The sequence below is a fragment of the Acinetobacter sp. Root1280 genome (genome assembly GCF_001425285.1).
Taxonomy (GTDB): domain Bacteria; phylum Pseudomonadota; class Gammaproteobacteria; order Pseudomonadales; family Moraxellaceae; genus Acinetobacter; species Acinetobacter guillouiae.
Genome location: NZ_LMED01000012.1, coordinates 359,738 through 384,274, shown reverse-complemented (window position 1 = coordinate 384,274; position 24,537 = coordinate 359,738). Strand labels below are relative to the sequence as shown.

Sequence of the window (24,537 nt, the reverse complement as noted above, 5' to 3'; positions counted from 1 at the left end):
GTGTACTATGCCAATCATTAGACACGCAGTACAAAATGATGCAAGAGGCACAAAACTAATGAATAACAACTATCGTAAACCACTGCAAGGTACCCAGCTCGAATACTTCGATGTGCGTCAAGCCGTAGAAGACATCCAGCAAGGCGCATATGCAAAACTTCCATACACATCAAAAGTATTGGCTGAACAGCTGGTACGCCGTTGTGATCCAGCCATTCTCGAACAGTCTTTAAAAGAACTGATTAATCGTAAACAAGACCATGATTTCCCTTGGTATCCAGCACGTGTGGTATGTCACGACATCCTCGGACAAACAGCATTAGTCGACCTTGCAGGTTTACGTGATGCGATTGCAGACCAAGGCGGTGACCCTGCTAAAGTTAATCCTGTTGTACCAACGCAGTTGATCGTTGACCACTCTCTAGCAGTGGAATACGGTGGCTTTGATCCAGATGCATTTGAAAAAAACCGTGCTGTAGAAGACCGTCGTAATGAAGATCGTTTTCACTTTATTGAATGGACTAAAACAGCATTTGAAAATGTCGATGTGATCCCAGCAGGCAACGGCATCATGCACCAAATTAACTTGGAGAAAATGTCTCCAGTGATTCAAAACCGTGAAGGTATCGCATTTCCAGATACTTGTGTCGGTACAGATTCACATACACCACATACAGATGCGCTAGGTGTAATTTCTATTGGTGTTGGTGGTTTGGAAGCTGAAAATGTCATGCTTGGTCGTGCATCTTGGATGCGCCTTCCAGACATTATCGGTGTGGAATTGGTGGGACAGCGCAAAGCTGGCATCACTGCCACAGATATCGTTTTAGCGCTGACAGAATTCTTGCGTAAAGAACGTGTAGTGGGTGCATATTTAGAATTCTTTGGTGAAGGCGCGGACAGTATGTCTGTAGGAGATCGTGCAACGATTTCCAATATGACTCCAGAATATGGCGCAACTGCGGCAATGTTCTATATCGACCAGAACACCATTGATTATTTAACCTTGACTGGTCGTGAATCAGACCAAATCAAATTGGTAGAAAGTTATGCCAAAGAAATTGGTCTTTGGGCATCAGATATGCAACAAGCAGAATACCCTCGGGTACTTCGTTTCGATCTTTCAACCGTAACACGTAATATTGCAGGTCCATCAAACCCACATGCACGTGTATCAACAGCAGATTTAAAAGAGAAAGGCATTGCAGGCGTAGTTGAAAACCGTACTGATGGTTTAATGCCTGATGGTGCAATCATTATCGCCGCGATTACCTCTTGTACCAATACCTCTAACCCTCGTAATACAGTTGCCGCGGGTTTGTTGGCACGTAAAGCAAATGAATTGGGCTTAGTACGTAAACCTTGGGTGAAATCATCATTTGCACCAGGCTCTAAAGCTGCTGCACTTTATCTTGAAGAAGCTGGCGTACTTGAGGATTTAGAAAAGCTTGGTTTTGGTATCGTGGCCTATGCATGTACGACCTGTAACGGTATGTCTGGTGCTTTAGACCCAAAGATTCAGCAAGAAATTATTGACCGTGATTTGTATGCCACTGCGGTACTTTCAGGTAACCGTAACTTTGATGGTCGTATCCATCCTTATGCAAAACAAGCATTCTTGGCTTCACCACCATTGGTGGTGGCTTATGCAATTGCAGGCACAATTCGTTTTGATATTGAAACGGATTCATTGGGCAATGACAAAGACGGTAATCCAATTTACCTAAAAGATGTTTGGCCATCGGATGCTGAAATTGACGCGCTGGTTAAAGAATCTGTAAAACCTGAACAGTTCCGTAAAGTGTATATCCCGATGTTTGATTTGGGTGTGACAGAAAAATCAGAAAGCCCGTTATATGATTGGCGCCCGCAAAGTACTTATATTCGCCGTCCACCGTATTGGGAAGGGGCTTTGGCTGCACCACGTACATTGTCAAATATGCGTCCACTTGCGATCTTACCTGACAACATTACCACGGATCATTTGTCACCATCGAATGCAATTATGATGGATTCGGCAGCGGGTGAATATCTGCATAAAATGGGTGTTCCTGAAGAAGACTTTAACTCGTATGCAACGCATCGTGGTGACCATTTGACCGCGCAACGTGCAACTTTTGCCAACCCAAAACTGTTTAATGAAATGGTAGTTCGTTCAGACGGCACCATCAAACAAGGTTCTAAAGCGCGTGTTGAGCCAGAAGGCGAAGTGATGCGTATGTGGGAAGCGATTGAGATTTATATGAATCGTAAGCAACCACTGATTATCATTGCTGGTAAGGATTATGGTCAAGGCTCTAGCCGTGACTGGGCTGCGAAAGGTGTTCGTCTTGCAGGGGTTGAAGCGATTGTGGCTGAAGGCTTTGAACGTATCCATCGTACTAACCTTGTTGGTATGGGCGTTTTACCACTTGAGTTTAAAGCGGGTACTGACCGTAAAACCTTAAAGCTTGATGGTACTGAGCTGTATAGCGTGATTGGTAATATTGCACCACGTACAGACTTAACTTTGGTGATTGAGCGTGCCACGGTTGATGGTAAGAATGAAGTGATTGAAGTTCCTGTAACTTGTCGTTTGGATACTGAAGAAGAAGTGCATGTGTATGAAGCGGGTGGGGTATTACAACGCTTTGCACAGGATTTCTTGGAAGGGCAAGTGGCTTAATTGAATTCTATTCTTTAAATCCTCCCCAACCCTCCTTTGAAAAAGGAGGGAGTTTTTCTCTTTTAAAAGAGGGGATAATGGAGATTAAAGTTATTGATATTTTTGTAAAAATGCCCTACTTTTTAGTGGGGTTTTATAGGTTGAATTTTCAAAGTGTCTGAGATTAAAAAATTAAATTTACCAAGTAATGGTAGTCAATTAAGAGAAGTTGAAGCGACTCAAAGTATTTTATTTATTGGAGCTAATGGAGCCGGCAAAACTAGGCTTGGCACATGGATTGAAATTAACTCTCCTCAGAAAGAAAGGGTTCATCGTATTTCTGCTCAGAAATCGTTGCAATTTCCTGATTCTACTACACCACAGTCTATTGATTTAGCTGAAAAAGATTTGCTTTTTGGACATTCTAGCTATACTAATGCTGCTTATAAAATGAATAAGTGGCAGCAGAAACCAGCCACTACTATGCAAAACGATTTTAATAAACTCATGGTTTATTTATTTTCAGATGAAACAGAAGAGAATGCTAAATTTAAAAGAGCATGTAAGGAATCTCAAGAAAGACTTATTCCACCATTGACCAAAATTGATCAAGTGAAAATATTATGGGAGCAAATTTTACCTCATAGAGAACTAATTATAGGTGGTTTAAGGATACAAACTTGTCCCAAAGGAAAAAATGAGAAAGTATATAGTTCTTCAGAAATGAGTGATGGTGAGAGGATTATTTTTTATTTAATTGGACAATGTTTAGCGGCTCCACCAAATGGCATTATTGTGATTGATGAGCCTGAATTACATCTACATAAATCTGTGCAAATTCCATTATGGAATGAGATAGAAAAATTACGAAGTGATTGTTTGTTTGTTTATTTGACTCATGATGTAGATTTTGCTTCAGCAAAAGAAAACTCAAAAAAAATATGGTTAAAATCTTTTGATGGTCAAAATTGGCAATTAGAAGAGATTTTTGAGGACATGAATCTACCTAATGAGTTGATTATTGAAATTTTAGGTAGTAGAAAACCAATTGTTTTTGTTGAAGGCGAGAATGGCAGTTTTGATGTTAGTTTGTATAGAGAGATTCTCTCAGACTTTTTAGTAATCCCACGTGGAAGTTGTACACAAGTAATACAGTCTGTAAAAGCATTAAAAGTAAATAATCAACTTCATCATTTGCAAGTTTATGGGATTATAGATAGAGATAGGCGTCCTCAGCATGAAATTAATAAGTTGGAGCAAGATTCTATTTATGTATTGAATGTTGCTGAAGTAGAAAATCTATTTTGCACACAAGAAGTATTGGAAATAGTGAGTAACCGTCTAGGTCGAGAGGCTCATCAGGATTTCCAAAATATATCTAATACCATTTTTTCTAGATTGAGTGGAGAAATTGAAACTCAAGTTGCTTTACGAGTGAATGATGAAATCAAATTTTTACTTCAAATGTTTGATACAAGCAAAAGAACAGAATCTGAAATTCAGAATAGCTTAAATGATGTTGTAAGTAAAATTGATGTTAATAAGCTTTATTCAGAAAACAAACAGCTATTGCAATGTATCCTTCAACAAAGGAATTATTCTGAGTTATTAGCAGTTTATAATCGTAAATCTTTAGCTTCTCAAATTAGTACTTCTTTAGGGTTAAGTAATGGTAGTTTGCCGGAAACAGTGGTGAGATTTTCAAAAGGTGAATGTAAGGATGTTATAAAAAATGCATTGAAACCATATTTTGGAAATTTCCAGCAGTTTATTCGTTAGTTTTAACTCCATAATTTTAAGCTCTATCATTTGATAGAGCTTCTTTATTTGATTAATATTTTTTGATTGAAAAAAAACCAATAAATATCTACCATAAGATATATACCAAAAACTATGGAGTAGAAGTATGTCTACAGCAAAAGTTTTTATGACAGGACGTAGCCAAGCGATTCGTTTACCTAAAGAATTTCGCTTTGAAGGTAAAGAAGTTGAAATTTTTCGTCGTGGCGATGAAGTGATACTGCGTGAAAAACCAATCACAGTAGATCGGTTATTTAAAGTATTGGCACAAATGCCTGATGACTTTTATGCAGAAGAAAGAGTGGATGAACCACCTCAAGAACGAGAAGAGTTTTAATGCAGACACAATATTTACTGGATACAAATATTTGTATCTATATCACAAAACATCAACCTGTAATTGTTCGTCAACATTTTGAAAAGCATTTACCTAACCGTAATATTTTAATTTCCGTGGTTACTTTAGGAGAATTACGTTTTGGGGCTGAAAAAAGTCAAAATAAAGAAAAAGCATTACAAGTGATTGATGAGCTTACATCAATGATTCAAGTTGTTGAGCTAGATGAAAAAGTTGCTGATCATTATGCACATATTCGTAAAGATCTATCTTCTAAAGGTCAAATCATTGGTAATAATGATTTATGGCTTGCAGCACATGCTAGAGTAAATAATTGGGTTATGGTTACCAATAACGAAAAAGAATTCTTACGAGTTGCTGGACTTAAAGTTGAAAATTGGGTCACAAAAACTATATAAAGTTTATAAAACTCTCTCTTGAAATCATTTCTTGCAAAAATGACACCATCATTTTTGGAAATAGACAGTAGACATACATCAAAATATGGTTATACTTTATTCACCATTTCTAAAACCTATGGAGAACAAAAATGGTTACTGCTGGCGAAAAACCCGGAACAGGCTTCTATTTTTGTGTCCAATGCGGACATCGCACTTACTTAGAAATTGGTACAGATCGTTTACCCCAGTGTACCAAATGCCTTGGCAATCAATTTAAAAAATAAGATTGCTAAGCCGCACAGATAAAACAGATATTCCCTGTTTTAAGCAAAAGCCCTATCCAGTGATAGGGCTTTTTGTTAATTTAATAATAGTTGAAAAGATAACGAGAAAAAGGCAGATAAATCATTATGGAAACAATCCTGAGTTTATGTATTGGCATTGGTTTAAGTGCCGCCTGCGGTTTTCGTGTATTTGTACCGTTATTGGTGATGAGTGTTGCATCACTGATGGGCTGGTTTGAGCCAATGAAAGGTTTTGAGTGGTTAGCGATACCATCGGTATGTATTGGCTTAGCTGTCGCAACCATTTGTGAAATTGGTGCGTACTATATTCCTTGGGTCGACAATGCTTTAGATACTATTGCCACGCCAGCAGCGATGGTGGCTGGAACATTGACCACCATGGCGGTCAGTACAGGTGAAATGTCACAGTTTGCAAGCTGGGCGGCTGCGATTATCGTTGGTGGTGGTACAGCAACAGCTGTACAAATGGGAACGGTTGCGGTTCGTGGTGTATCTACTGCAACGACAGGCGGAATAGCCAATCCTTTGGTGTCTACAGGTGAGTGGATTGGGGCAATCGTGGTATCGGTATTATCGCTTATCGTTCCTGTATTGGTGGTGGTTGTTGGTATTATCTTGATGGTGGTAGCGGTTCGCTGGTTAAGAAAGAAAAAGCAAGAAAGCGTTGTTCATCCATTGTAGTTAGTGTGTTAAAGCACTTTTGAAGCAACTGTTTATCAAGATCCAAAGAGGATGATGACTCAATTCAATTGGGTTGAGTTATTAAATTGGATTAAGTGTTCGCTGTTTTTTGACATAAAATTTGATTCACTTTAAATCGAATACAAAGACAAATTTCCCCAACAATAAATCAATAAAAGAGAGATTGATTTTTGTATCATAAAGGCATACTTTTATTATGGGATTAATGAAAACATCATCTTTATGGATTTAATCTCAAAGTCTTTTTAAGAGTACTGGGGGAAACTTTTATGATGGACAAGTTTATTATCAATATAAATGCGCAAGCCAATGGTGTATATGAGGTACACAATGCAAGTAAAGCTTGTGAGCATTTACCTAAGGCGGAAAATCAAAATTTACTGGGTTTTTTTGCGACAAGTGAGTTGGCAATTAAACGAGCAAAGATGAATTGGCCTCGTGAAAAAATTAAGGGATGTGTTTGCTGTTGTTAAGCAGCTAATCATCACCGATTTTACCTGCTGTTCCATCTTTATATGGTGGAACAACATAATATTAAAAGGGATAGAACGTATATTTATTCAATTGAAATGTATATTTTAAACGTCAATTGTTTGAAGTCACGACGAAAGCTTATGCTGACTCTTTTTTTAAATAATTTGAGAATTGAAAAGATACTGATACTTTTTACTGTTTGATATAAAAATAGAAAAATTAATAAAAACTTCATCAATAAATAATCTGATTTTTGTGATGTGTATTTGATAAAAAGTAATAAATTTTAATGATTTAACATAAATATTTGTTTTAAAAAAAAGATATAAATGCTATTAATAGCTCATAATATAAACATCACATGGATAGGTGAGAACAATGAGAAAGTTCGAGGTCGAGATCAATTTGCCTGCGCAAGATATCGTGTCATTTGAGGCAGAGGACATTGAGCAAATTCGTGCAAAATTTTATGCGATCAATTGGCGTCGTTTATTCCTGATACAGGGACAAGTTGAAAATTCTGATATTTCCTTTGCTGTACAGGACACGGAGACAGAACTTTATTTACATATCCAGTTAAATACACACTCGAGTAAAGCAGACCCTGTTTTTCAGATCGATAGCAATATCCAACTGGTTGTTGAAAGTAAAGAATTTCTGGGGCTTTTAACGCGTAAAAAGAAATATGATGTGGTGTATAAAAACTTAAACCAATCGCAAGTTTCAGAACAGCTCAGCTTATTCCTAAATGGTCAAATCGAAGAGATGACAGAACAATATCGACAATTAATGCATAAAAAAATGCTGCAAGAGCATCGTTTGGCATAACGACTAGAGGTCGCATCTTCTATAAAAAAAATAAGGAAGCGTGAGCTTCCTTATTGATCTGTAAAAAAAGTAATAAACGGGCTTGATTATTTGACCAATGGATAAAATACACTTAGTACATATAAAAGTTAAATATAGTGAGCGATTATACAATTTAAACTTTAAAATCAATGACTAATTTATAAAAATTTGGTTTAAATTGCTATTAATTTCAATGAGTATTGTTACACTACAAATAGATTTTAAAGGTATGCGTTATAAAATAATGAACAATTTTGAAATTCAAATTCAGTATCCTAATCACACAGATGAGCGTGAGATGGAGCATGAGAGCGATTTAGATATTGCTGAGATATTGGCGAAATTTGAAAGTATCAGTTGGCGCCGTCAACGTGTTTTACAATTACAACTGGATGGTCGAAATACTATTTTTACAGTGTTCAGCTCAGCATCAGAAGCATTTTTAAAAATTACATTAAATGCTTATGCGAAAAGTGAAGATTTTGAATTTAAGATAGAAAGCAATATAAAATTGATTTTCCCACAACGCGAATTATTTGGCTTGATGACGCGGAAAAATAAAGAAGTATTTGCAATCAAACACAGTACGCTTGAACAGGTAAAAGCGAGTTTAACCGCATTTTTAAATCAGGATACCAAAAGCTTAGAAGATATCTTGCGTGACAGTAAAGCAACTTCACTAAAAGATGCGTCTTAACTCAGCAGATTAAAGCGTGTGCCAATTGAAATAGAGTGACTAAAATGCAAATTTATAAATTAAATTTGCATTTTTTTTTGAATTTATGCAATAAAAAATCATTAAATATACTTTCTTGGAAAATTTTCTTTATTAAGTGACTTTTGAAGGAAAATTTTCCTAAAAAATAAAAAAATTAATCTATCTTAGGAAAATAATCCCGAGCCGATTTCGTTAATATTTATCTCAAGGATGTAAGGGATCGAAAAGAGTAGATTGCTACCAGTTACGTACAACGTGAGTGTAGTACTTACCCACAAGGTCTCGATTCGGCTTAGGACGCTATAAATCAAAAGTTTATAGGCAATAGGATTAAAACTTACAAAGTTTTAATAGTTGAAGTAAACCAGAGTTGTTTTCCCGCTCATCCTGAAAAATTTGATAAAAATTATACTGTACAATTCCATTTATTTGATCTAATTAACCTAGCTACAAAGTAATTAAGAAATTATCTATAAGAAGCTAAAAATCATCATACTCAAAACTTTACTTTATTGAATATTTTAACTATAAGTGACTAATGAAGTCTGAATTTTATTATTAAAATTAATTAAAACATAGCTTTAGTTCGGTTTCGTGGTGTTGTTGTTTTTGGTTTTTTATATTCAAGCTGTTTCAAAAACTTACTGCTATTGGTCAAGGAATGATGTCTAAATGATTAAACAATTGGAGACCTATCTGTTGATGAGTTCGATGGTTGTACGTCGTATTAGTTTGCTTTTTATCATCATCATTTTAGGTGCAATTGATCTGGCGACTGGCTATGAATACTCATTTGCAGTGTTTTATCTGATTCCTGTTTCTATCGCTGCATGGTATGACAACAAGCATATCGCGATGATTGCGGTTATTTTATCGGGGATTACTTGGTTATATGCTGACTATAGTGCAGGGCACCAGTATACAAATTCGATTATCCCTTTCTGGAATGCTTGTGTAAGGCTTGGCTTCTTTAGTGTTGTGGCTTTTTTATTGTTGAGAATAAAAAATAATTTAAATGAAATGACCTTAATGGCAATGAAAGATTCTCTGACATCGCTGAATAATACTCGTGCCTTTAATTTAGAGTATCAGGCTCTAAAAAAGCGATATTGCAAAAAAGAACATACCTTAGCTGTCGCTATTATAGATTTAGATGGCTTTAAAGCGGTAAATGATACCTATGGACATAGCAAAGGTGATGATGTCTTGGTTGAGTTCGCCCATGTATTGCAAGCTGCGACACGCCATTCTGATGTGGTTGCTCGTATGGGTGGTGATGAATTTGTAGTAATCTTACAAGATACTGATTTAAAAGGAATCGAGGACTACGCAAAACGACTTAGAAATAGTTTCTTATTTAGTGGCTTAAAGCAAAAATTCGGTATTGATTTTAGTATGGGGATTCGTATTTATAATGAATTACCTGACGATGTCGATGATGCCACGCATCAGGCAGATCTATTGATGTATCAGTCTAAAGCACAAGGTAAGTCACAAACAACAATTCAGGCAATCTTATAAACAGTAGCCTTACAATCAGTAATAAGGCTAAAGATTTTATTCGTTTATGCTATCAAGTGGATTCGGTTTTATATTCTCATTACTTAAATAACGGCTTTAAATATAGTTAACCTGTTAAAAAACGCATACACAAGAATATAATTTTTATTAATTAATATTTATAATTAAACAATTATACGAAAAATCAATTGTTTAATTATAAAAAAGCTTGCATTGCCACACCTTACATTCAACGTTTAAATCCCTTTGCGTAGGCGATGCCTCACTTTTCAGAGATGAAAAGTGACAAAAATCTTTAGTTGGGCGAGGGGTACGTCCTGTACCCCCGCCCAACGGCGACATCCATGTCGCCCTGTGGTAGGATAACCATCTAGGATTCAAAAGTACAAAAAATCAATTGATAACCAAAATTTCCTAAAAGTTCATACAAAACATGAGCTTATTTTCTAATCAATGACTTGATAGATATCACTTATATGAATAATTAACTGGTTTAAATATAGTAACTTTTCAGTATCCGAATACGTTTACAGTAAGCGGATACATATCAATAGTCTATAAATATTTTACTTCTAATGTGGTGATCAAGGTTTCTAAGAGCAATAACACATCGGCTTTCTTGCGTGCATCAATAAAAAACACAGGTAAATTTAAATTACGTTCCATCAACCATTGACGGTATTGGTGCGTTGGCTTATTCATATCATCATCGATATGGGTGACTCCAATCACAATGTTTTCACCATACTGCTTAAAAATATTGAGGTAATATTCAAGTTCATCTAAGGGTGTTGCTAAGCTATGATCAATCAACAAAATCGTACCAATCGCGCCTTTGCATATCACACCCCACATAAAGTCAAAGCGACCTTGTCCTGGTGTGCCATACAGCCCAACTTTACTGCCATCATCAAGGGTTACTTCGCCATAATCGATTCCCACGGTTGTGTTTAGTTTTTTATGGCTACGATCATCGGTGTTAAATGCTTCAGTTGCTAATACAGGTACTTCTGATAATGATTTAATCGCTTCAGTTTTACCTGCCCCCATTGAACCTGCAAAAACAATTTTATACTTCTGAATAATCATCGTGTATTTATCCCTTAAAATTTAAATCGACTTTTTAATTTGTTAAAAAAGCTTTTTAAAATTCCTTTTTCTTCCGTTTGCTCAGTATCACTTGATGTTTTATCAAATAGGCTTTCTTTTGCTGAAATCAGTTCAGCGTTATGGATGGCTAAATTCGCAGCAACAAAGTGCTGCACGGTTGTGACTGGAATGTTGAGTTTGTCTGAGACGTGTTGAATCTCAGCCCCAGAAATAAAACATGCACTTAGTTGTAACAGTAATTTCTTATCCAGCTCATTGGGTTGAACCCAAAATTTGAGGCGATAATATTTATCAGCTGCAGGTACGGTAATTAAATTGGGATTTTTCCAAATCAGGTTAAATAACCAATTTTCTAAATTGAATTGTCGTTTACGAGAGACTTTTATAAAGTCCGCAGTGACTGCCGCGGTGTAGTGTATCGAGCGATCTGTTTGGTATTCTTCACGGGTGGCTTCTAGCCATGCCAGATGCGCATGATGGTCGATAATCGCAATCGTGCCGAGATGATCATTTAAAATAACTTTGCGGCTGTCGTGATGGAAAAGCGCTGCAAAAAAATCAATTTCTTTGATTTCAAGTTGATCATCAGCTTCATCATCTGGAGTTTGGCTAAGTTCAGATTGTTCTGTTTCAGTCTTATGCAGTAATTTGATATTGACCCAGTTTTTCAGTGTAAATTCGTCATAAATCGGGATGCAGAGTAAATTATCTTCAGCACTTTCTTTATGTTCACTATGTTTTGAAATTTTTAAATAAGGAATATTTTTATTTTGGATAATATTCTGGATATTATTATTTTCAAAAAACTGCTCATTGATCAAAATACAATTTATATTTTGATCTGAAACACTTGTCCAATTTATACCAATGTTGGTTGGTAAAATTTTTCTAAGTCTTATTTTAAGATCGTCAGAGGTGGTTAAACCTAAGCCTGAAATTGCGATATTGATACATTGATTGTTCATAATATCACTTATCTAATATTAAAAAATTAAAGTGTAAACTGTTTTTTAACGGTCGTAGTTAGTTTAAGTTAACGTTAGATTTGTTCTTTTTCCAGTAAAATCATTTTTTTAATGTTTAATTGCTTGGCATTTAATCAGTATATTTCTTGCATTATTATCCTCCTGTGTAAACTGTTAATTTTTCTTAACGTTTAGAGAGTTTCATGTCTTTAAATTAACATTAGTTATTATAAAAAATCTATCTTAAAGTTAAATAAATTGCTTAGTTATTTTTATCAATAAAAGCTTAACTTAATAGTAATTTGAATGTTTATTATTATTGTGCATATTTTATCATTTATAATATTATTACTGTGATTTTAATCACGTGAAATGATTAAAATTACTTAAGTATTTTTTACATGAAAAAAAGCGATCATTTCGATCGCTTTTTATAATTTTTGATTATCAGACTAAATTAAGCAAAAAGCTTCGTCGCTGCTTCAAAAAGAATATACAAAACCACAAGTGCCACCACCGGTTCTGCAATTTTAGCCCAAGTAGGATTTGCCGTTTCGGTTACTACAACTTCTTGGTGATCTGTATGAAGATCTGCTTTTTGAACATTGACCATTTGATTAAACTCCTTCATCGTTTCATCTAATGATATCTCTTCTTCAGGCACAGGTTGAGAGCCAATCAGTTCGGTTAGTTCGTTTGTTGACCAAACCCAATCTTTCGCCTGACCTGAGAGGTGCTCAATTTGCCCAATCACCAATTCTCGAAGACCTCGCTTACCTAAACTTCCTGCTGTTTCAAGCTGCTTTAATTCAGCAAGCTGTAGTTCAAGAATTTCAGTTGTTGCTGGTTCAAGTATAGATTTATCTAAACTGGATTTATTCTGAGTAGAGGTGGTGAGGTGTCGAGAAATTTCTTGGCTGTATAACTGATCTTGCGAAAGAATTTCTTGATACAACGCATCATCATCTTTACGCCATAGCGTAATGAGTTTACCCAACGTTAAAGCATTGAGTTCTTCAATATGTGCTATACGTTGAGCAGGCTCTAATTGAGATAATAGCTGAGGCTTTTGAATCTTTATCTGCTCAGCAAAGTATTGTACGAGATCAAAAGCCATTCAGTTCTCCTTGTTCTATTCTAAAATTCTTAAACTTGGTTTTTTCTTTGGTGCCTCAGTTTTAGTTTCTACTTCTTCACTAGTATTTGATTCTAAAACATCTTCATCTATTTGCACATTGGCATATTCATCAGGATCAAAGAATAATCCTTGTCCATTTTCGCGTGCATACAAGCCTAATACTGCATTTATAGGCACATAGATATCTTTAGATGCACCACTAAATCGAGCAGAGAAGGTAATTGCTTCATTGGTCATATTTAACATATGCACAGAATGTGGTGCGATGTTCAATACAATTTGCCCATCTTGTACAAATTGTTGTGGTACATCGGTATAGGGTTTGGTTGCGTCAACAAGTAAGTATGGCGTTAAATTGTTGTCGCAAATCCATTCATATATTGCGCGTGCAAGGTATGGTCGAGTTGGGGTTAAGTTCAATTCTTGTTCAGACATTAAAAAATACTCTATTGATTTGCGATCTAGAATTTTGCCAAAAATTCACTATATCTGTTTTTCTCTTTAAAAGTCATCGACTTTAAAAAAGCAGGGCGGCTAAAAATCCGTTGGCAATATAATAAAATTGGACGAGATTGCTGTTTCGGTAATTCAATTCCCATATGTTTTAACCGTATGAAAATTGGCGCTAACATGCAATCTAAAATTGTAAAGTTTTCAGACATAAAATAAGGATAATGTTGAAAAAGTGGAGTAAGGGATACCAAAGTATCTTTTAATTGTTTTTGTGCATTCTTTTTTGCAGCTTCATTAAGTGTGTCTGGGTGGCGTAGCATAATGTCTGCAAGTTTAAGCCAATCTTGTTCAAAGCGCCAAATATACTGTCTTTGCTCTGCGCGTGGTGCTGGGGCATCCGCATAGAGTTTATTTTGTCGATAACGGTCATCTAAGTATTCAGAAATAATACTGGTATTAAACAGCTTTAAATCATTTTCAATCAGCATAGGTAGTTGATTATATGGATTTAAACTGGCTAAATCTTCATCATCTTCTTCGACAATGATTAAGGTGTGTTTAATTTGTTTTTCTGCAAGAAGAAATCTAATCCAATGTGAACGAAAGTCATCCTCGTGGCTATACAACGTAATCCCTTGTTGAGGTGCATTTTCGACAGGCATATTCCAAAAACTAAGTGAAGTGAATAGAGTAGAATACTAAAAATAGACAATAAAATCATCTTAACTTTAATAAGCTTATGGTGGGTATTGCTATCAAGTAGATAGAAAACAAGGATAAGCCTATGAATTTAATAAATAAGCACAGTAAATTAGCTTTGGCATTGCTGTTGATGATGAGTATTTCAAATACATATGCAAAGAAGCAATCTGTAGATGCTCAAGTACAAGAGGCTGCTGCTGAAGCAATCGAAGCCGCTGGAGCGGAAGTGGCTGGAGCAGGGGCCTTATGTAGTGCAGATGAGGCCTGTGATGTTGCGTCTGCTGCTTCTGAAGATGAAATGTATGGTGGGATCAAACAAGAATATGTCGTAAAAGGTTGTAAGGTGACGATCTATAATGATGGACCTGTCAAAATGGTCAATGTAAAGACCGATAAGCCATGTAATGCACCGATTCCGAAAGATCATAAGTTCTCTAAGGAAACTCGAACTTATCAGGAAAATGGTTGTACGATTACAGAATCAAAAGCTGCCGATGGGATTTCTGACGCTGTCATGGACTGTTCTAAACGAGATAAAACAAAGTAACTTCGAATAGTTACCCCATAAAAAAACCTCGGCAAATGCCGAGGTTTTTTTGTCCGATTCGGTAAACGAATTAACGTTTAGAGAATTGAGGACGTTTACGAGCTTTACGTAAACCAAGTTTCTTACGTTCAACTTCACGAGCATCACGAGTAACGAAACCAGCTTGACGAAGAGCAGGTTTTAAAGTCTCGTCAGAAGCGATCAATGCACGAGTAATACCGTGACGGATAGCGCCTGCTTGACCACCGATACCACCACCAGCAACAGTGATGTAAAGGTCAAATTTTTCAGTAACTTCTAAAAGCTCAAGTGGTTGACGAACAACCATACGAGCAGTTTCACGACCGAAATACTGTTCAAGAGTGCGGTTGTTGATTACGAGTTTACCAGTACCAGCTGATAGGAAAACACGTGCAGTTGCGGTCTTACGGCGACCTGTACCATAGTTAGTAGCCATGTGCTGTATCCCTTAGATGTCCAAAACTTGTGGCTGTTGAGCAGTATGAGGATGCTCAGTACCAGCGTACACTTTCATTTTCTTGATCATCGCGTAACCAAGAGGACCTTTTGGCAACATGCCTTTTACAGCACGTTCGAAGATTTCTTCTGGTTTGTGAGCAACTAATTTTTCGAAATTAGTTTCACGAATACCACCAGGGAAACCAGTGTGGCGATAGTATTTCTTATCAAGTGATTTTTTACCAGTCACTTGTACTTGTTCAGCATTGATCACAACGATGTAGTCACCAGTGTCAACGTGAGGCGTATAAGAAGTTTTGTGTTTACCGCGTAAACGACGAGCGATTTCAGTCGCAAGGCGACCTAAAGTTTTGCCAGAAGCATCAACAACATACCAGTCGTGTTGAACTTCAGCTGGCTTAGCGCTGAGAGTTTTCATTAAACCACTACCTATTATAGTTGGTTTGGACTATGGAATCTGTCCAAACAAAAAGGAGTGCGAATTCTATCTGAAAAGAGTTAGAGTCGCAATTGAAATATTGAATTTCAAGCGCATCATTATATGGACAAACGTACCCAAAAGCAAAGCTTAGTTTGGATAAAATGTTGTAAGGTTTTCTGATTTATATTGGAATTGTGATGGGATTCATGAATAATTAAGGTGATATACAGAAAATAAGTCAGGCAAAAATGAAAATAATAAATTCAATAAAATTCGTTCTACTGCTATTGGGTATAGGTAACTTAAACCTGAGTTTTGCTCAAGCGGATTTGCAGGATCAGGCATTATCTTTACCGAAACTTTATCCCAGTGTTCCAGTACATTATCAAAGTAAAGCTGATCTCGGAGATCGGCTTATCGCAGTTCAATGGATGACGGAAGATTTTTCAAAAGAATTAAAAGGCGGTGTGGCTATCAATTGCCAGCCTTTCGGTATTCAAGCGACCACAAAAGATATCGTTGCAGGCTCAACGATTCCACTTACGCTATATGATCCAGAAAATGACAATGGAGACGAATATAAATTAAGGGGGACAGTAGGTGCAGATGGTATCGCAAGAGTTGTTTTTGATTTGTGTGAGCCAGAAGCATTTCATGATTTTATTACAGTATCAAATGAGAAGGCGATGCCGTCTAAAACCGTTGAAAGCAAAATTGTTCAAAAAAATCAAACTCAAAAAAATCAAATACAGATACCGTTTTCTTTAAAGCCAAACCAGTTAAAGCCAAGCCAATTAAAGAAAGCCCAGTTCAATCAAATGAATTCAAAGAACATATTAGAAAATGAAAAAACATGGGAAAATGAAAAAATAAAACAAGTAGGAAAAACCGAAGAAGAAAAAGCAGCAAGAAAACAACAGCGAGGTGAATTAGATACGATCTTGGATGCGAAATGGATGACTGTCGATTTTAGTGAAGAAATTCAATCCGCATATCCTTGCCAAGCGATTGGATTACTCATTCAAACGCAACACATCCCTATCGGTGAAGAAGTCGATGCTGTCGTGCAATGGGAGGATGATGACGATAAAAGCCGAAGTGGCGAATATACAGTCTATGGAAAAGTTGAACCTGACCAACGGGTTAGAATAATCTTTGATCAACATATTGATCCAGCCAAGTGTGGGAAAGACGTTGAATCGATGTTTGATTTCACTAAAGTTGATCAAGAGCAAGCTCAACCAGAAACTCGGCCAGCGTCTAAAAGTCAGCTCTAAGCATTCTGTTTACGATGTGATATTCAATCCGTTAATTTTTATAGAATGAATTGCTAAAAGAATAGTCGTCGAATAGATAACTTTTGACTTAGATTACAATGATGGAAATATGTAGGGCGGTATAGTTTTGCAAAGGATATTTCTTTTAGACTTTAAGCTTAAGCTGTAATCGACCTAACTTTATTGCTGATTTACAGCATAAGTGATGTATTTTTATATATATTTTTCATTATAAATTTCAGCTATCTAAAACTGAAATAGAAAAAATGTTTACAATTGAGTCGCATAGTTCTCTCGAGAAATTGTTTTTGGTTAATTTTTTACATGTTTCCGTTATATTCGATATAAAAATGAACTTGAATTGGAAATGATAATTTAGAACCGATGTATACTGTCTCTGCAAGGTCTGTTAAAAGAGTTCTAGATGCTTCCTTTATATATAACCAGTGGTGAGCCTGCTGGCATTGGCCCAGATATTTGTTTAGATTTGGCAGATCGTATCGATGATCGTCCAGTTGTTGTATTGGCTGATATCAATATGTTGAGGGATCGTGCCAAAATTTTAAACAAAAGCATTCAGCTTATTGAGTATCAAGGGCAGAAGGAGTGTTTGGCTCAAGGTCAGCTCTATGTGGAACATGTTCCTTTAGCTGTAGATGTTGTCTTAGGTGAGTTAAACCCACAAAACTCTGCATATGTGATCGAACAATTACGCCGAACTGCATACTATGCCATGCAAGGACTGAGTGTTGGAGTGGCAACTGGACCTGTACAAAAGTCAATCATCAATGATGCAGGGATCCACTTCAGCGGCCATACAGAGTATTACCAAGAGTTTGCAGGCGTGGAACGTGTGGTCATGATGCTTGCAACAAAAACCTTAAGAGTCGCTTTAGTGACCACGCATTTACCATTGCGGGATGTTGCAGATGCCATTACCAAACAGCGTCTCCATCAGGTAATTGATATTCTTATTCATGATTTAAAAACAAAATTTAAAATTAATCATCCGCGTATTTTAGTGTGTGGTTTAAACCCGCATGCTGGAGAGGGTGGCTACTTAGGTCATGAAGAAATTGATACGATCAATCCAGTGCTTGAAAGTTATCGAGTCCAAGGCATAGACATGAGTTTAAGTATGCCTGCTGATACCTTATTTACTGTGGATCATTTAAAAGATACTGATGCTGTTTTGGCGATGTATCACGATCAAGGTTTACCTGTGTTAAAATCGCAGGGATTTGGTGAAGCCATCAATATTACTTTAGGTTTGCCTTTTATTCGTACCTCAGTTGATCATGGTACTGCGCTCTCCCTTGCAGGTACAGGCCTTGCAAAAAGTTCAAGTTTGCATGTCGCTGTCGATTTAGCGCTTGATCTCGCTCGCTCGAATTAACTTTATTGAATAATAATTTTTAAATTTTACATCGATGGAAAGTTAGTAATGTCAATCATTAAGCATAAGAACAACCATATAAAACCACAATCCATGAAGCGTTGCATAAAAAATAGCATAGCGGCTGTATTGATCGCCGCTATGCTATCTGCTTGCTCGAACCTTGCAATGGATCACAGTGTTTGTGATTTAAGGGTTTTATCACTGCAAATTCCAAGACAGTCACAAGATGTTGTGCAATATGCTGGTTCACTCACTGTAGATAATTTAAAGAACAGCCAAGAAAAATTTAATCAAGCATTGGCAATGGTGCATAAAAAATATGCGAATCATAGTGGCATGGATAAAATGCTTAAAGACGGAGAAGCAATCAATGCTAATATTGATCTTCTGGTAAAGCATCGAGATAAACTAATGGCTTTACAAGACTTCAGTATTTTTGTTCAAGAGATTATACCTGGTATTCAAGCTGAATATAATTTAGTGATAGATCGAATGGTCCGCTTAAATTATCCTTCAACTCAAGCTATCATTGCAAAAAATCAAGTTTTTTTGGGTGAGCGTGTATTACGTTCAATGCAAAAAATATCCAGAGGTGATGAAGATTCAGCAATCAATATGGAAGATTTTCTGGCTGATCTTGAGGTATTGAATATCTACCTTGAAGCACAACTTAAAGGAAATACTGAACTGGGTATAGATCGTGTTAAAGATGCAGAGATGCGTGAGGGCTTAGAGTCAATTCAAGAAGATGTTAAGAAAATCTCAGAGTCTGAGGTTATGAATCTTCTTAGAAAACCAGAGAATCTCGCTTTAGCATATAAAGCAGCGAGTGAAAATGTGACTAAATCTGATGAAATCTTTAATAGCCTAAGCAAGTTAGAGTCGAATACGCAATAGTGGTCATCAATCAATGTGGAGAATTTTATGTATCAAATTAATGCCCTAAACCCTAAAGATGAAGGGCATCATACGCGTAAGCGTTTTGGACAAAACTTCTTACATGACCAACGTGTGATTGCCAAAATTGTTCGTTCTGTTGCCCCACGATCAGGGGAAAATATTGTTGAAATTGGACCGGGTTTAGCCGCTTTAACTTCACCTTTAAATGGTGAATGTGACGCTTTGACTGTGCTAGAACTGGATCGTGACTTGGCAGCAGGCTTGCCGGGTCGAGTACCACATCCTGAACGCCTCACCATCATTGAAACTGATGCGTTAAAATATGATTTTACTGAATTATTTCAGGAAGGTCGTCCTTTACGTGTGGTCGGAAACCTACCTTATAATATTTCAACGCCTTTGCTTTTCCATCTCTTGGAATTTGGTGACAAAGTCAAAGACATGCATTTTATGTTGCAAAAAGAAGTGGTTGATCGTATTACCGCATCTCCAAACACCAAAGAATACGGGCGTTTGTCGGTGATGATTCAATACTTTTGTAAACCTACGTTCTTGTTTGAAGTACCACCGGGATCATTCAATCCACCACCAAAAGTAACATCTGCGGTATTTCGTTTAGAGCCTTATGCGACTAAACCAATTGTTGCTAAAAGTGAAAAAGCCTTGGCTCGTTTGGTATCGCATGTGTTTACCCAACGCCGAAAAACATTACGTAATAGCTTAAAAGGTATGTTGGTTGAAGATGGTTTTGAAAATGCTGGTGTAGATCCAATGGCACGCCCAGAAACCTTAACATTGGCTCAGTTTGTTGCATTATCTGACCAAATGGTGACTTAAATGGCGCTGGAAAAAGTCAGATATAATTATGTGATTGGTGATGTACAAGGGTGTTTTGAAGCACTGAAAGCACTACTCAAAGAAATCCAGTTCGATGCGGATCAAGATTTTATTTGGTTTGCGGGCGATTTAATCGCACGTGGTGAAAATTCAGTGGGTGCATTACGCTTTATCAAAAAATTATGCGAACAAGGCAATGCTGCGACAGTCCTTGGCAATCATGATTTAAATCTGCTGGCGGTTGCACGTGGGATCAAAAAGCTCAAAGAAAAAGACCATATTGATGATGTCATTCATGCTTTAGAAAGTGATGAATTGGTTGATTGGTTGCGTAAACAGCCTTTGTGTTTATTTCCCAATGAAAAGACGATTTTGACCCATGCGGGTATCCCGAATATTTGGGATGCGGAAAAGACTGCCGCGTTGGCCAAAGAAGTGCAAGCAGTCTTAGCGCATGATGACTTTGCTGTACTGGATTCATTTCTGAAAGAGATGTATGGCACTGAACCAGATTTATGGGGTGATGATTTACAAGGTCATGCTCGCTTACGCTGTATTACCAATTATCTAACCCGTATGCGGCTGACAGATGCACAAGGTCGTTTAGAGTTTAGCTTTAAAGATGCTTTAGATGAGCCGATGCCAGTCGGTTTTCAGCCATGGTTTAAATTTGAATCACAGACAGCAAAAACTCATCAAATCGTTTTTGGACATTGGGCAGCGTTGCAAGGTGAGCGTATCAATGCGCAAATCCAAAATGTAGATGGTGGCTGTGTCTGGGGGCATCAACTGCTGGCTTATCGACTAGAAGATCAAAAACTTTTTAGTGTCGATAATCCTGTTTTTTGAGATGAATAAAAGCCACAACATGTGGCTTTTATTTTGGATAATGTCACGAGATTCAAGCACAGTGTTAATGTGCCATTTTCAATGATTTTAATCTTTTAAATGGCGGGTTTGTCTATCAATTAAAAAGCAAATTATTCTTGTCGAATCCATGTCTGACTTCGACCAATCAGAGAAATACCAAGATAGCCACGTAAGGTTAGGCGGTTTCCACTCGCATTTAAGCGGGCTTTACCGTGATAAATTTTTCCTCCACGAGGATCCAGAACTTCACCACCAATATAGTTGTTTGGGTTATTTGGATCAGCTTTTAACTTTTGTAAAATGGTTAAGCCAATAATTGGTTTATTGGTAAAGGGTGCGGGGCAATTGCGACATTGTGTTAAAGCGGTTTCACCGGGTGCAGGAAAATCTTTAATGATTTTCCCGACATAAGTATCATCTTTTAGTTTCTCGATTTGAATATGTGCACGAACATAACCTGTTTTATCATCAACAGTGCGCCATGTGCCAGTGATGTCAGCTGCATGTGTCCAGCTGATCATTCCCAGTAGCATACAACTGAAAATTCCTTTTTTCATAAGCATACCTATTTTCTTTTAAGTTTAAATGTTGTGATTAGTGAATAAAACCTTATTCACGAATCCAAGTTTGACTACGACCAAGTGCAGACACCCCCACATAACCTCTTAACATCAAGCGATTACCGTTTGAGTTGAGTTTGGCTTTCATGGAGTAAATTTTACCTGTAAGTGGGTCAATAATCTTTCCACCGACATAATCTTCTTCACTGGTTTGTTTGAGATTTTTAAGAACATCCATACCTAAAATGGGTTTATTGGTATAAGGCGCTGGACAGTCTATACAGGTTTCTTTTGGGGTATAACCAGGACGTGGGGTAATTTTGATGATTTTACCGGTATATGTGCCATTGGCTTCTTTGCGTATTTCAAGCACAGCTTTAGATGAGCCAGTTTTATCATCGATATTTTTCCAAGTACCAGTGATATCTTTTGCCATACTGCTACAGCTTAAAACAGAAAATAATGTCCCTAAGATGAACTTATTAAACCTCATTTATTGATTCCTTATCAAAATGGGGGAAAGAATAGTTCATCTTAAGCTGAATAATTACTCTAGGCAATCATGTGAAAAGTAAAATAAATCACATTTATTTTATAAAAAGTATGAAGGTTGGCAACCAGATGGCTGTGAACACCGCATTTACTGCCATTCCAAAGGCTGCATAACGACCTGCAACCGCGCCACGTTGCCAAGCTTGGGCCGTTCCGATGGCATGTGCAGCCAGTCCTAAAGCCAAGCCAGACGCGCGTTCATCATTAATATTGCGTAAAATAATCGATGAAAATGCGGCCCCAATCACGCCCGATAAAATGACGATCAAAATCACCAATGTGACTGGTGAGTGCAATAAAGTTGCAATATTGATTGCAATTGGCGTAGTCACGGCACGTGTAGCAAAGGCCATAATGGTCGGTTCCGACATATGCAGTAAATAAGCCAAGCTCATGGGTAATGCGACAGCACTGATACTGGCAAACACCAAGATCCCCACAACAGATTTCAGGGGTAAATCATCATAACGCATTGCCGCTAATGGAATAGCCAAGGCCACAGTGACATAACCGAGTAGGTGGCTAAATAGACCATTCATATCAGTATTGTATTTTTCATAAGGAATTTTAAAGATCATTAAAATTCCAATCACAAAAAACATGCCAATGACCAGCAGCGGAATTTGAGGAAAGCGTTTATTAATTGGTTTCGCTGCCAAATAGGCAATTAGCGTGATTAAAAACCCAGTGAGTACACTTAACATATCAGCCTCCTATAGCCACTTCTTCGCCATTTTTGCATAAATCCAGAGTGGAATTAGTGTGCTGACAAACATCACAACCAGAAATAAGGGGATCTCTTTTCCCATACTGACCAGCATGATTAATGAACCCGCACATATCGGTAGGAAGGCAAAGCCACTTTCTCTCATTAATTTATTATTGGTATCGACCAGACGGGCAGGGATTTTTTTGAATCTACGCCATAAAACCAACACAAACAGTAGGCTGAGTAGACCTGTTAAATTGCCCAATTCAGGATGATTAAATTGTGACATCACCAACACAGAAGCTTCACGAAAGAAGATGATAAGTCCTATTGTGAAGATCCATGCTTGCCAATCGATACCTTTTAACTGATCCATGTGTGTTTATTTATAAAAATTGATCTTTCACGTTTTAACCGATTTAGCGCTTTATTTCAAACTCTTCTAACGGCCTTTTAAATTGTTCTGCCTTATTTCCAAGGATTTCAACGAGGGGTAAATGTGCCTGATTGATGAGCTGTTCCAGTTTTTGTGGTGCCATGGCAACCACCAATTGTAAGTTGCCTTCATCATCATAATGCTCAGATTCGATGACGTTAAGATCGTAAAGTTGATTTTTTAACTTGCCATAAGCGGGTTTTAATTGCAGTTCAAAACGTTGAATTTGGCCCATCAAACATTCATGGACCGCTTTACGTAACAAGTCTAAACCTTGTTGTGTATGGGCTGAAACATAAACACGTTCAGGTTGGTGCGGTTTGGCATAAATGATTTTGGCTTCTTCGCCGCTTTGATCGATCTTGTTATAAACTCTTAATATCGGAACATCTGCGCCAATTTCATTTAACACCGTTTCTACAGCATCAATCTGTTCCATGACATCTGGACTACTCGAATCGATGATATGTAACAGTAAAGAGGCTTCTAAAGTTTCTTCCAAAGTTGCCTTAAAGGATTCGACTAAAGAATGAGCGAGATTGCGCACAAAACCAACAGTGTCTGCAAGAACAAGCGTGCCAATACCATCCCAATCTAAACGGCGTAAGGTTGGATCGAGTGTGGCAAATAATTGATCCGCTGCATAAACATCACTATTTGCCAAAATATTAAAAAGTGTTGATTTGCCTGCATTGGTATAACCGACCAAAGACACGGTTGGGATATTGGCTTTTTGGCGAGCAGCACGACCTTGAATACGGGTTTTTCTGACTTTTTCCAGACGATCTTTGAGCTGTTCCATACGGATGCGTAATAGACGTCGATCTGTTTCAAGTAAGGTTTCACCAGGTCCACGTAGACCAATACCGCCTTTCTGACTGTCTAGATTGCTACGACTGCGGACTAAACGTGATGAAAGATGATCCAACTGAGCCAATTCAACTTGCAGCTTACCTTCATGGGTACGGGCACGCTGCGCAAAAATATCAAGAATCAAACCCGTACGGTCAATCACACGACATTTTAAAATACGTTCTAAATTACGTTCCTGAGCGGGTGAAAGCGCTTGGTCGAAAATAACCAACTCCACTTCATCTGCCTCAACTTGTTCAGCAATTTCTTCTGCTTTACCTGAACCAATAAAGAACTTAGGATCGGGTTTAATCCGTTGTACGCTTAAATGCTCTAATATATCCGCGCCCGCAGATTTAGCCAGTAATCGAAATTCTTCTGCATCAAGATCTTCTAAGATTTGAACATTCACACTGACTAAAATGGTTTTTTCACCACCTTGATTTTGATCAAAGTATTCCACAGATTGTAAAACTCAGACATTAGATTAGAAAAATCATTCTAAAGGATATTCCGTGTGAAATCCTAAGCCGTATGCAAAGTATTGCAATAAAATTATAAATATATGAATTTATGGT

At 37.2% G+C, this 24,537-nt stretch carries 27 protein-coding genes and 1 pseudogene; 16 read left to right on the top strand and 12 right to left on the bottom strand.

All coding sequences use genetic code 11. The annotated features are described in order from the left end of the window. Positions 1–58: 58 nt before the first annotated feature. The 10 genes from acnD (at position 59) to ASC84_RS11610 (ending at position 9,751) form a co-directional block, all read left to right on the top strand. On the top strand, positions 59–2,665 hold the full coding sequence (acnD, locus tag ASC84_RS11650) for a Fe/S-dependent 2-methylisocitrate dehydratase AcnD (protein ID WP_056514785.1): 2,607 nt from the start codon (positions 59–61) through the stop codon (positions 2,663–2,665). A 153-nt stretch (positions 2,666–2,818) separates the two neighbouring features. Continuing rightward, complete coding sequence (locus ASC84_RS11645; RefSeq protein ID WP_056514784.1) at positions 2,819–4,423, top strand: DUF4435 domain-containing protein; 1,605 nt, start codon at positions 2,819–2,821, stop codon at positions 4,421–4,423. Between the two features lie 127 nt (positions 4,424–4,550). Beyond that, entirely contained in the window at positions 4,551–4,781 is a 231-nt protein-coding gene (locus tag ASC84_RS11640) for an antitoxin (protein WP_056514782.1), read from the top strand. Beyond that, the gene (locus tag ASC84_RS11635) at positions 4,781–5,200 is read left to right on the top strand and encodes a type II toxin-antitoxin system VapC family toxin (RefSeq protein ID WP_056514780.1); all 420 of its coding nucleotides are present in this window, start codon (positions 4,781–4,783) and stop codon (positions 5,198–5,200) included. Before ASC84_RS11640 ends, ASC84_RS11635 begins: the two co-directional genes overlap by 1 nt. Before the next feature lie 131 nt (positions 5,201–5,331). Continuing rightward, on the top strand, positions 5,332–5,466 hold the full coding sequence (locus tag ASC84_RS22350; RefSeq protein ID WP_004722968.1) for a hypothetical protein: 135 nt from the start codon (positions 5,332–5,334) through the stop codon (positions 5,464–5,466). Between the two features lie 126 nt (positions 5,467–5,592). Beyond that, entirely contained in the window at positions 5,593–6,168 is a 576-nt protein-coding gene (locus ASC84_RS11630) for a DUF4126 domain-containing protein (protein ID WP_056514777.1), read from the top strand. A gap of 290 nt (positions 6,169–6,458) precedes the next feature. Further along, positions 6,459–6,662, top strand: a complete 204-nt coding sequence (locus tag ASC84_RS11625; protein WP_004722965.1) for a hypothetical protein — start codon at positions 6,459–6,461, stop codon at positions 6,660–6,662. Between the two features lie 379 nt (positions 6,663–7,041). Continuing rightward, complete coding sequence (locus ASC84_RS11620) at positions 7,042–7,491, top strand: hypothetical protein (RefSeq protein ID WP_004722963.1); 450 nt, start codon at positions 7,042–7,044, stop codon at positions 7,489–7,491. Between the two features lie 250 nt (positions 7,492–7,741). After that, entirely contained in the window at positions 7,742–8,209 is a 468-nt protein-coding gene (locus ASC84_RS11615; protein ID WP_056515302.1) for a hypothetical protein, read from the top strand. A 693-nt stretch (positions 8,210–8,902) separates the two neighbouring features. Then, positions 8,903–9,751, top strand: a complete 849-nt coding sequence (locus ASC84_RS11610) for a GGDEF domain-containing protein (protein WP_056514774.1) — start codon at positions 8,903–8,905, stop codon at positions 9,749–9,751. 555 nt (positions 9,752–10,306) lie between these two features. On the opposite strand, the gene ASC84_RS11605 is transcribed toward ASC84_RS11610, so the two are convergent. The 5 genes from ASC84_RS11605 to ASC84_RS11585 form a co-directional block, all read right to left on the bottom strand. Then, positions 10,307–10,840, bottom strand: a complete 534-nt coding sequence (locus ASC84_RS11605) for an ATP/GTP-binding protein (RefSeq protein ID WP_004722957.1) — start codon at positions 10,838–10,840, stop codon at positions 10,307–10,309. 14 nt (positions 10,841–10,854) lie between these two features. Then, positions 10,855–11,826 carry a hypothetical protein gene (locus ASC84_RS11600; protein ID WP_056514772.1) on the bottom strand — a complete coding sequence of 324 codons (972 nt, stop codon included), beginning with the start codon at positions 11,824–11,826 and terminating at the stop codon, positions 10,855–10,857. A gap of 457 nt (positions 11,827–12,283) precedes the next feature. After that, positions 12,284–12,943: a hypothetical protein gene (locus ASC84_RS11595; RefSeq protein ID WP_056514768.1), complete on the bottom strand. Its 660-nt coding sequence runs from the start codon at positions 12,941–12,943 to the stop codon at positions 12,284–12,286. 15 nt (positions 12,944–12,958) lie between these two features. Continuing rightward, positions 12,959–13,399 (bottom strand): ClpXP protease specificity-enhancing factor, encoded by a 441-nt coding sequence (locus ASC84_RS11590; RefSeq protein WP_004722950.1) that lies wholly within the window; start codon positions 13,397–13,399, stop codon positions 12,959–12,961. A gap of 26 nt (positions 13,400–13,425) precedes the next feature. Further along, entirely contained in the window at positions 13,426–14,079 is a 654-nt protein-coding gene (locus ASC84_RS11585; RefSeq protein WP_004722947.1) for a glutathione S-transferase N-terminal domain-containing protein, read from the bottom strand. Positions 14,080–14,249: 170 nt separating this feature from the next. Here ASC84_RS11585 and ASC84_RS11580 point away from each other — a divergent pair. Next, positions 14,250–14,558, top strand: a pseudogene (locus ASC84_RS11580) (hypothetical protein); the annotation flags it as partial. Between the two features lie 178 nt (positions 14,559–14,736). Here ASC84_RS11580 and rpsI read toward each other — a convergent pair. Both rpsI and rplM read right to left on the bottom strand, forming a co-directional pair. Next, a complete protein-coding gene (gene rpsI / locus ASC84_RS11575) occupies positions 14,737–15,123 on the bottom strand; it encodes a 30S ribosomal protein S9 (RefSeq protein ID WP_004647927.1) in 387 nt (128 codons plus the stop codon). A gap of 12 nt (positions 15,124–15,135) precedes the next feature. Then, positions 15,136–15,564, bottom strand: coding sequence for a 50S ribosomal protein L13 (rplM, locus tag ASC84_RS11570; protein ID WP_004722943.1), 429 nt, complete (start codon positions 15,562–15,564; stop codon positions 15,136–15,138). A 251-nt stretch (positions 15,565–15,815) separates the two neighbouring features. Between rplM and ASC84_RS23270 the strand changes: the two genes are divergently transcribed. The 5 genes from ASC84_RS23270 to ASC84_RS11545 all read left to right on the top strand — a co-directional run bounded on the left by ASC84_RS23270 (position 15,816) and on the right by ASC84_RS11545 (position 20,829). Next, positions 15,816–16,844: a hypothetical protein gene (locus ASC84_RS23270; protein WP_227515134.1), complete on the top strand. Its 1,029-nt coding sequence runs from the start codon at positions 15,816–15,818 to the stop codon at positions 16,842–16,844. 424 nt (positions 16,845–17,268) lie between these two features. Then, on the top strand, positions 17,269–18,240 hold the full coding sequence (pdxA, locus tag ASC84_RS11560) for a 4-hydroxythreonine-4-phosphate dehydrogenase PdxA (protein WP_056514762.1): 972 nt from the start codon (positions 17,269–17,271) through the stop codon (positions 18,238–18,240). 48 nt (positions 18,241–18,288) lie between these two features. After that, the gene (locus tag ASC84_RS11555; protein WP_056514759.1) at positions 18,289–19,140 is read left to right on the top strand and encodes a hypothetical protein; all 852 of its coding nucleotides are present in this window, start codon (positions 18,289–18,291) and stop codon (positions 19,138–19,140) included. Positions 19,141–19,167: 27 nt separating this feature from the next. Next, positions 19,168–19,980 (top strand): 16S rRNA (adenine(1518)-N(6)/adenine(1519)-N(6))-dimethyltransferase RsmA, encoded by an 813-nt coding sequence (rsmA, locus tag ASC84_RS11550; protein WP_056514756.1) that lies wholly within the window; start codon positions 19,168–19,170, stop codon positions 19,978–19,980. Beyond that, on the top strand, positions 19,981–20,829 hold the full coding sequence (locus ASC84_RS11545; RefSeq protein WP_056514753.1) for a symmetrical bis(5'-nucleosyl)-tetraphosphatase: 849 nt from the start codon (positions 19,981–19,983) through the stop codon (positions 20,827–20,829). A gap of 131 nt (positions 20,830–20,960) precedes the next feature. Here ASC84_RS11545 and ASC84_RS11540 read toward each other — a convergent pair whose 3' ends face one another. From ASC84_RS11540 to hflX, 5 genes are all read right to left on the bottom strand, one after another. Then, positions 20,961–21,407 carry a DUF2147 domain-containing protein gene (locus ASC84_RS11540; RefSeq protein WP_056514750.1) on the bottom strand — a complete coding sequence of 149 codons (447 nt, stop codon included), beginning with the start codon at positions 21,405–21,407 and terminating at the stop codon, positions 20,961–20,963. 52 nt (positions 21,408–21,459) lie between these two features. After that, positions 21,460–21,903: a DUF2147 domain-containing protein gene (locus ASC84_RS11535; RefSeq protein ID WP_004819221.1), complete on the bottom strand. Its 444-nt coding sequence runs from the start codon at positions 21,901–21,903 to the stop codon at positions 21,460–21,462. Positions 21,904–21,997: 94 nt separating this feature from the next. Next, a complete protein-coding gene (locus ASC84_RS11530; protein ID WP_004722933.1) occupies positions 21,998–22,666 on the bottom strand; it encodes an LrgB family protein in 669 nt (222 codons plus the stop codon). 9 nt (positions 22,667–22,675) lie between these two features. Next, entirely contained in the window at positions 22,676–23,047 is a 372-nt protein-coding gene (locus ASC84_RS11525) for a hypothetical protein (RefSeq protein WP_034610058.1), read from the bottom strand. A 43-nt stretch (positions 23,048–23,090) separates the two neighbouring features. Then, entirely contained in the window at positions 23,091–24,422 is a 1,332-nt protein-coding gene (hflX, locus tag ASC84_RS11520) for a ribosome rescue GTPase HflX (RefSeq protein WP_056514746.1), read from the bottom strand. Positions 24,423–24,537 lie beyond the last annotated feature (115 nt).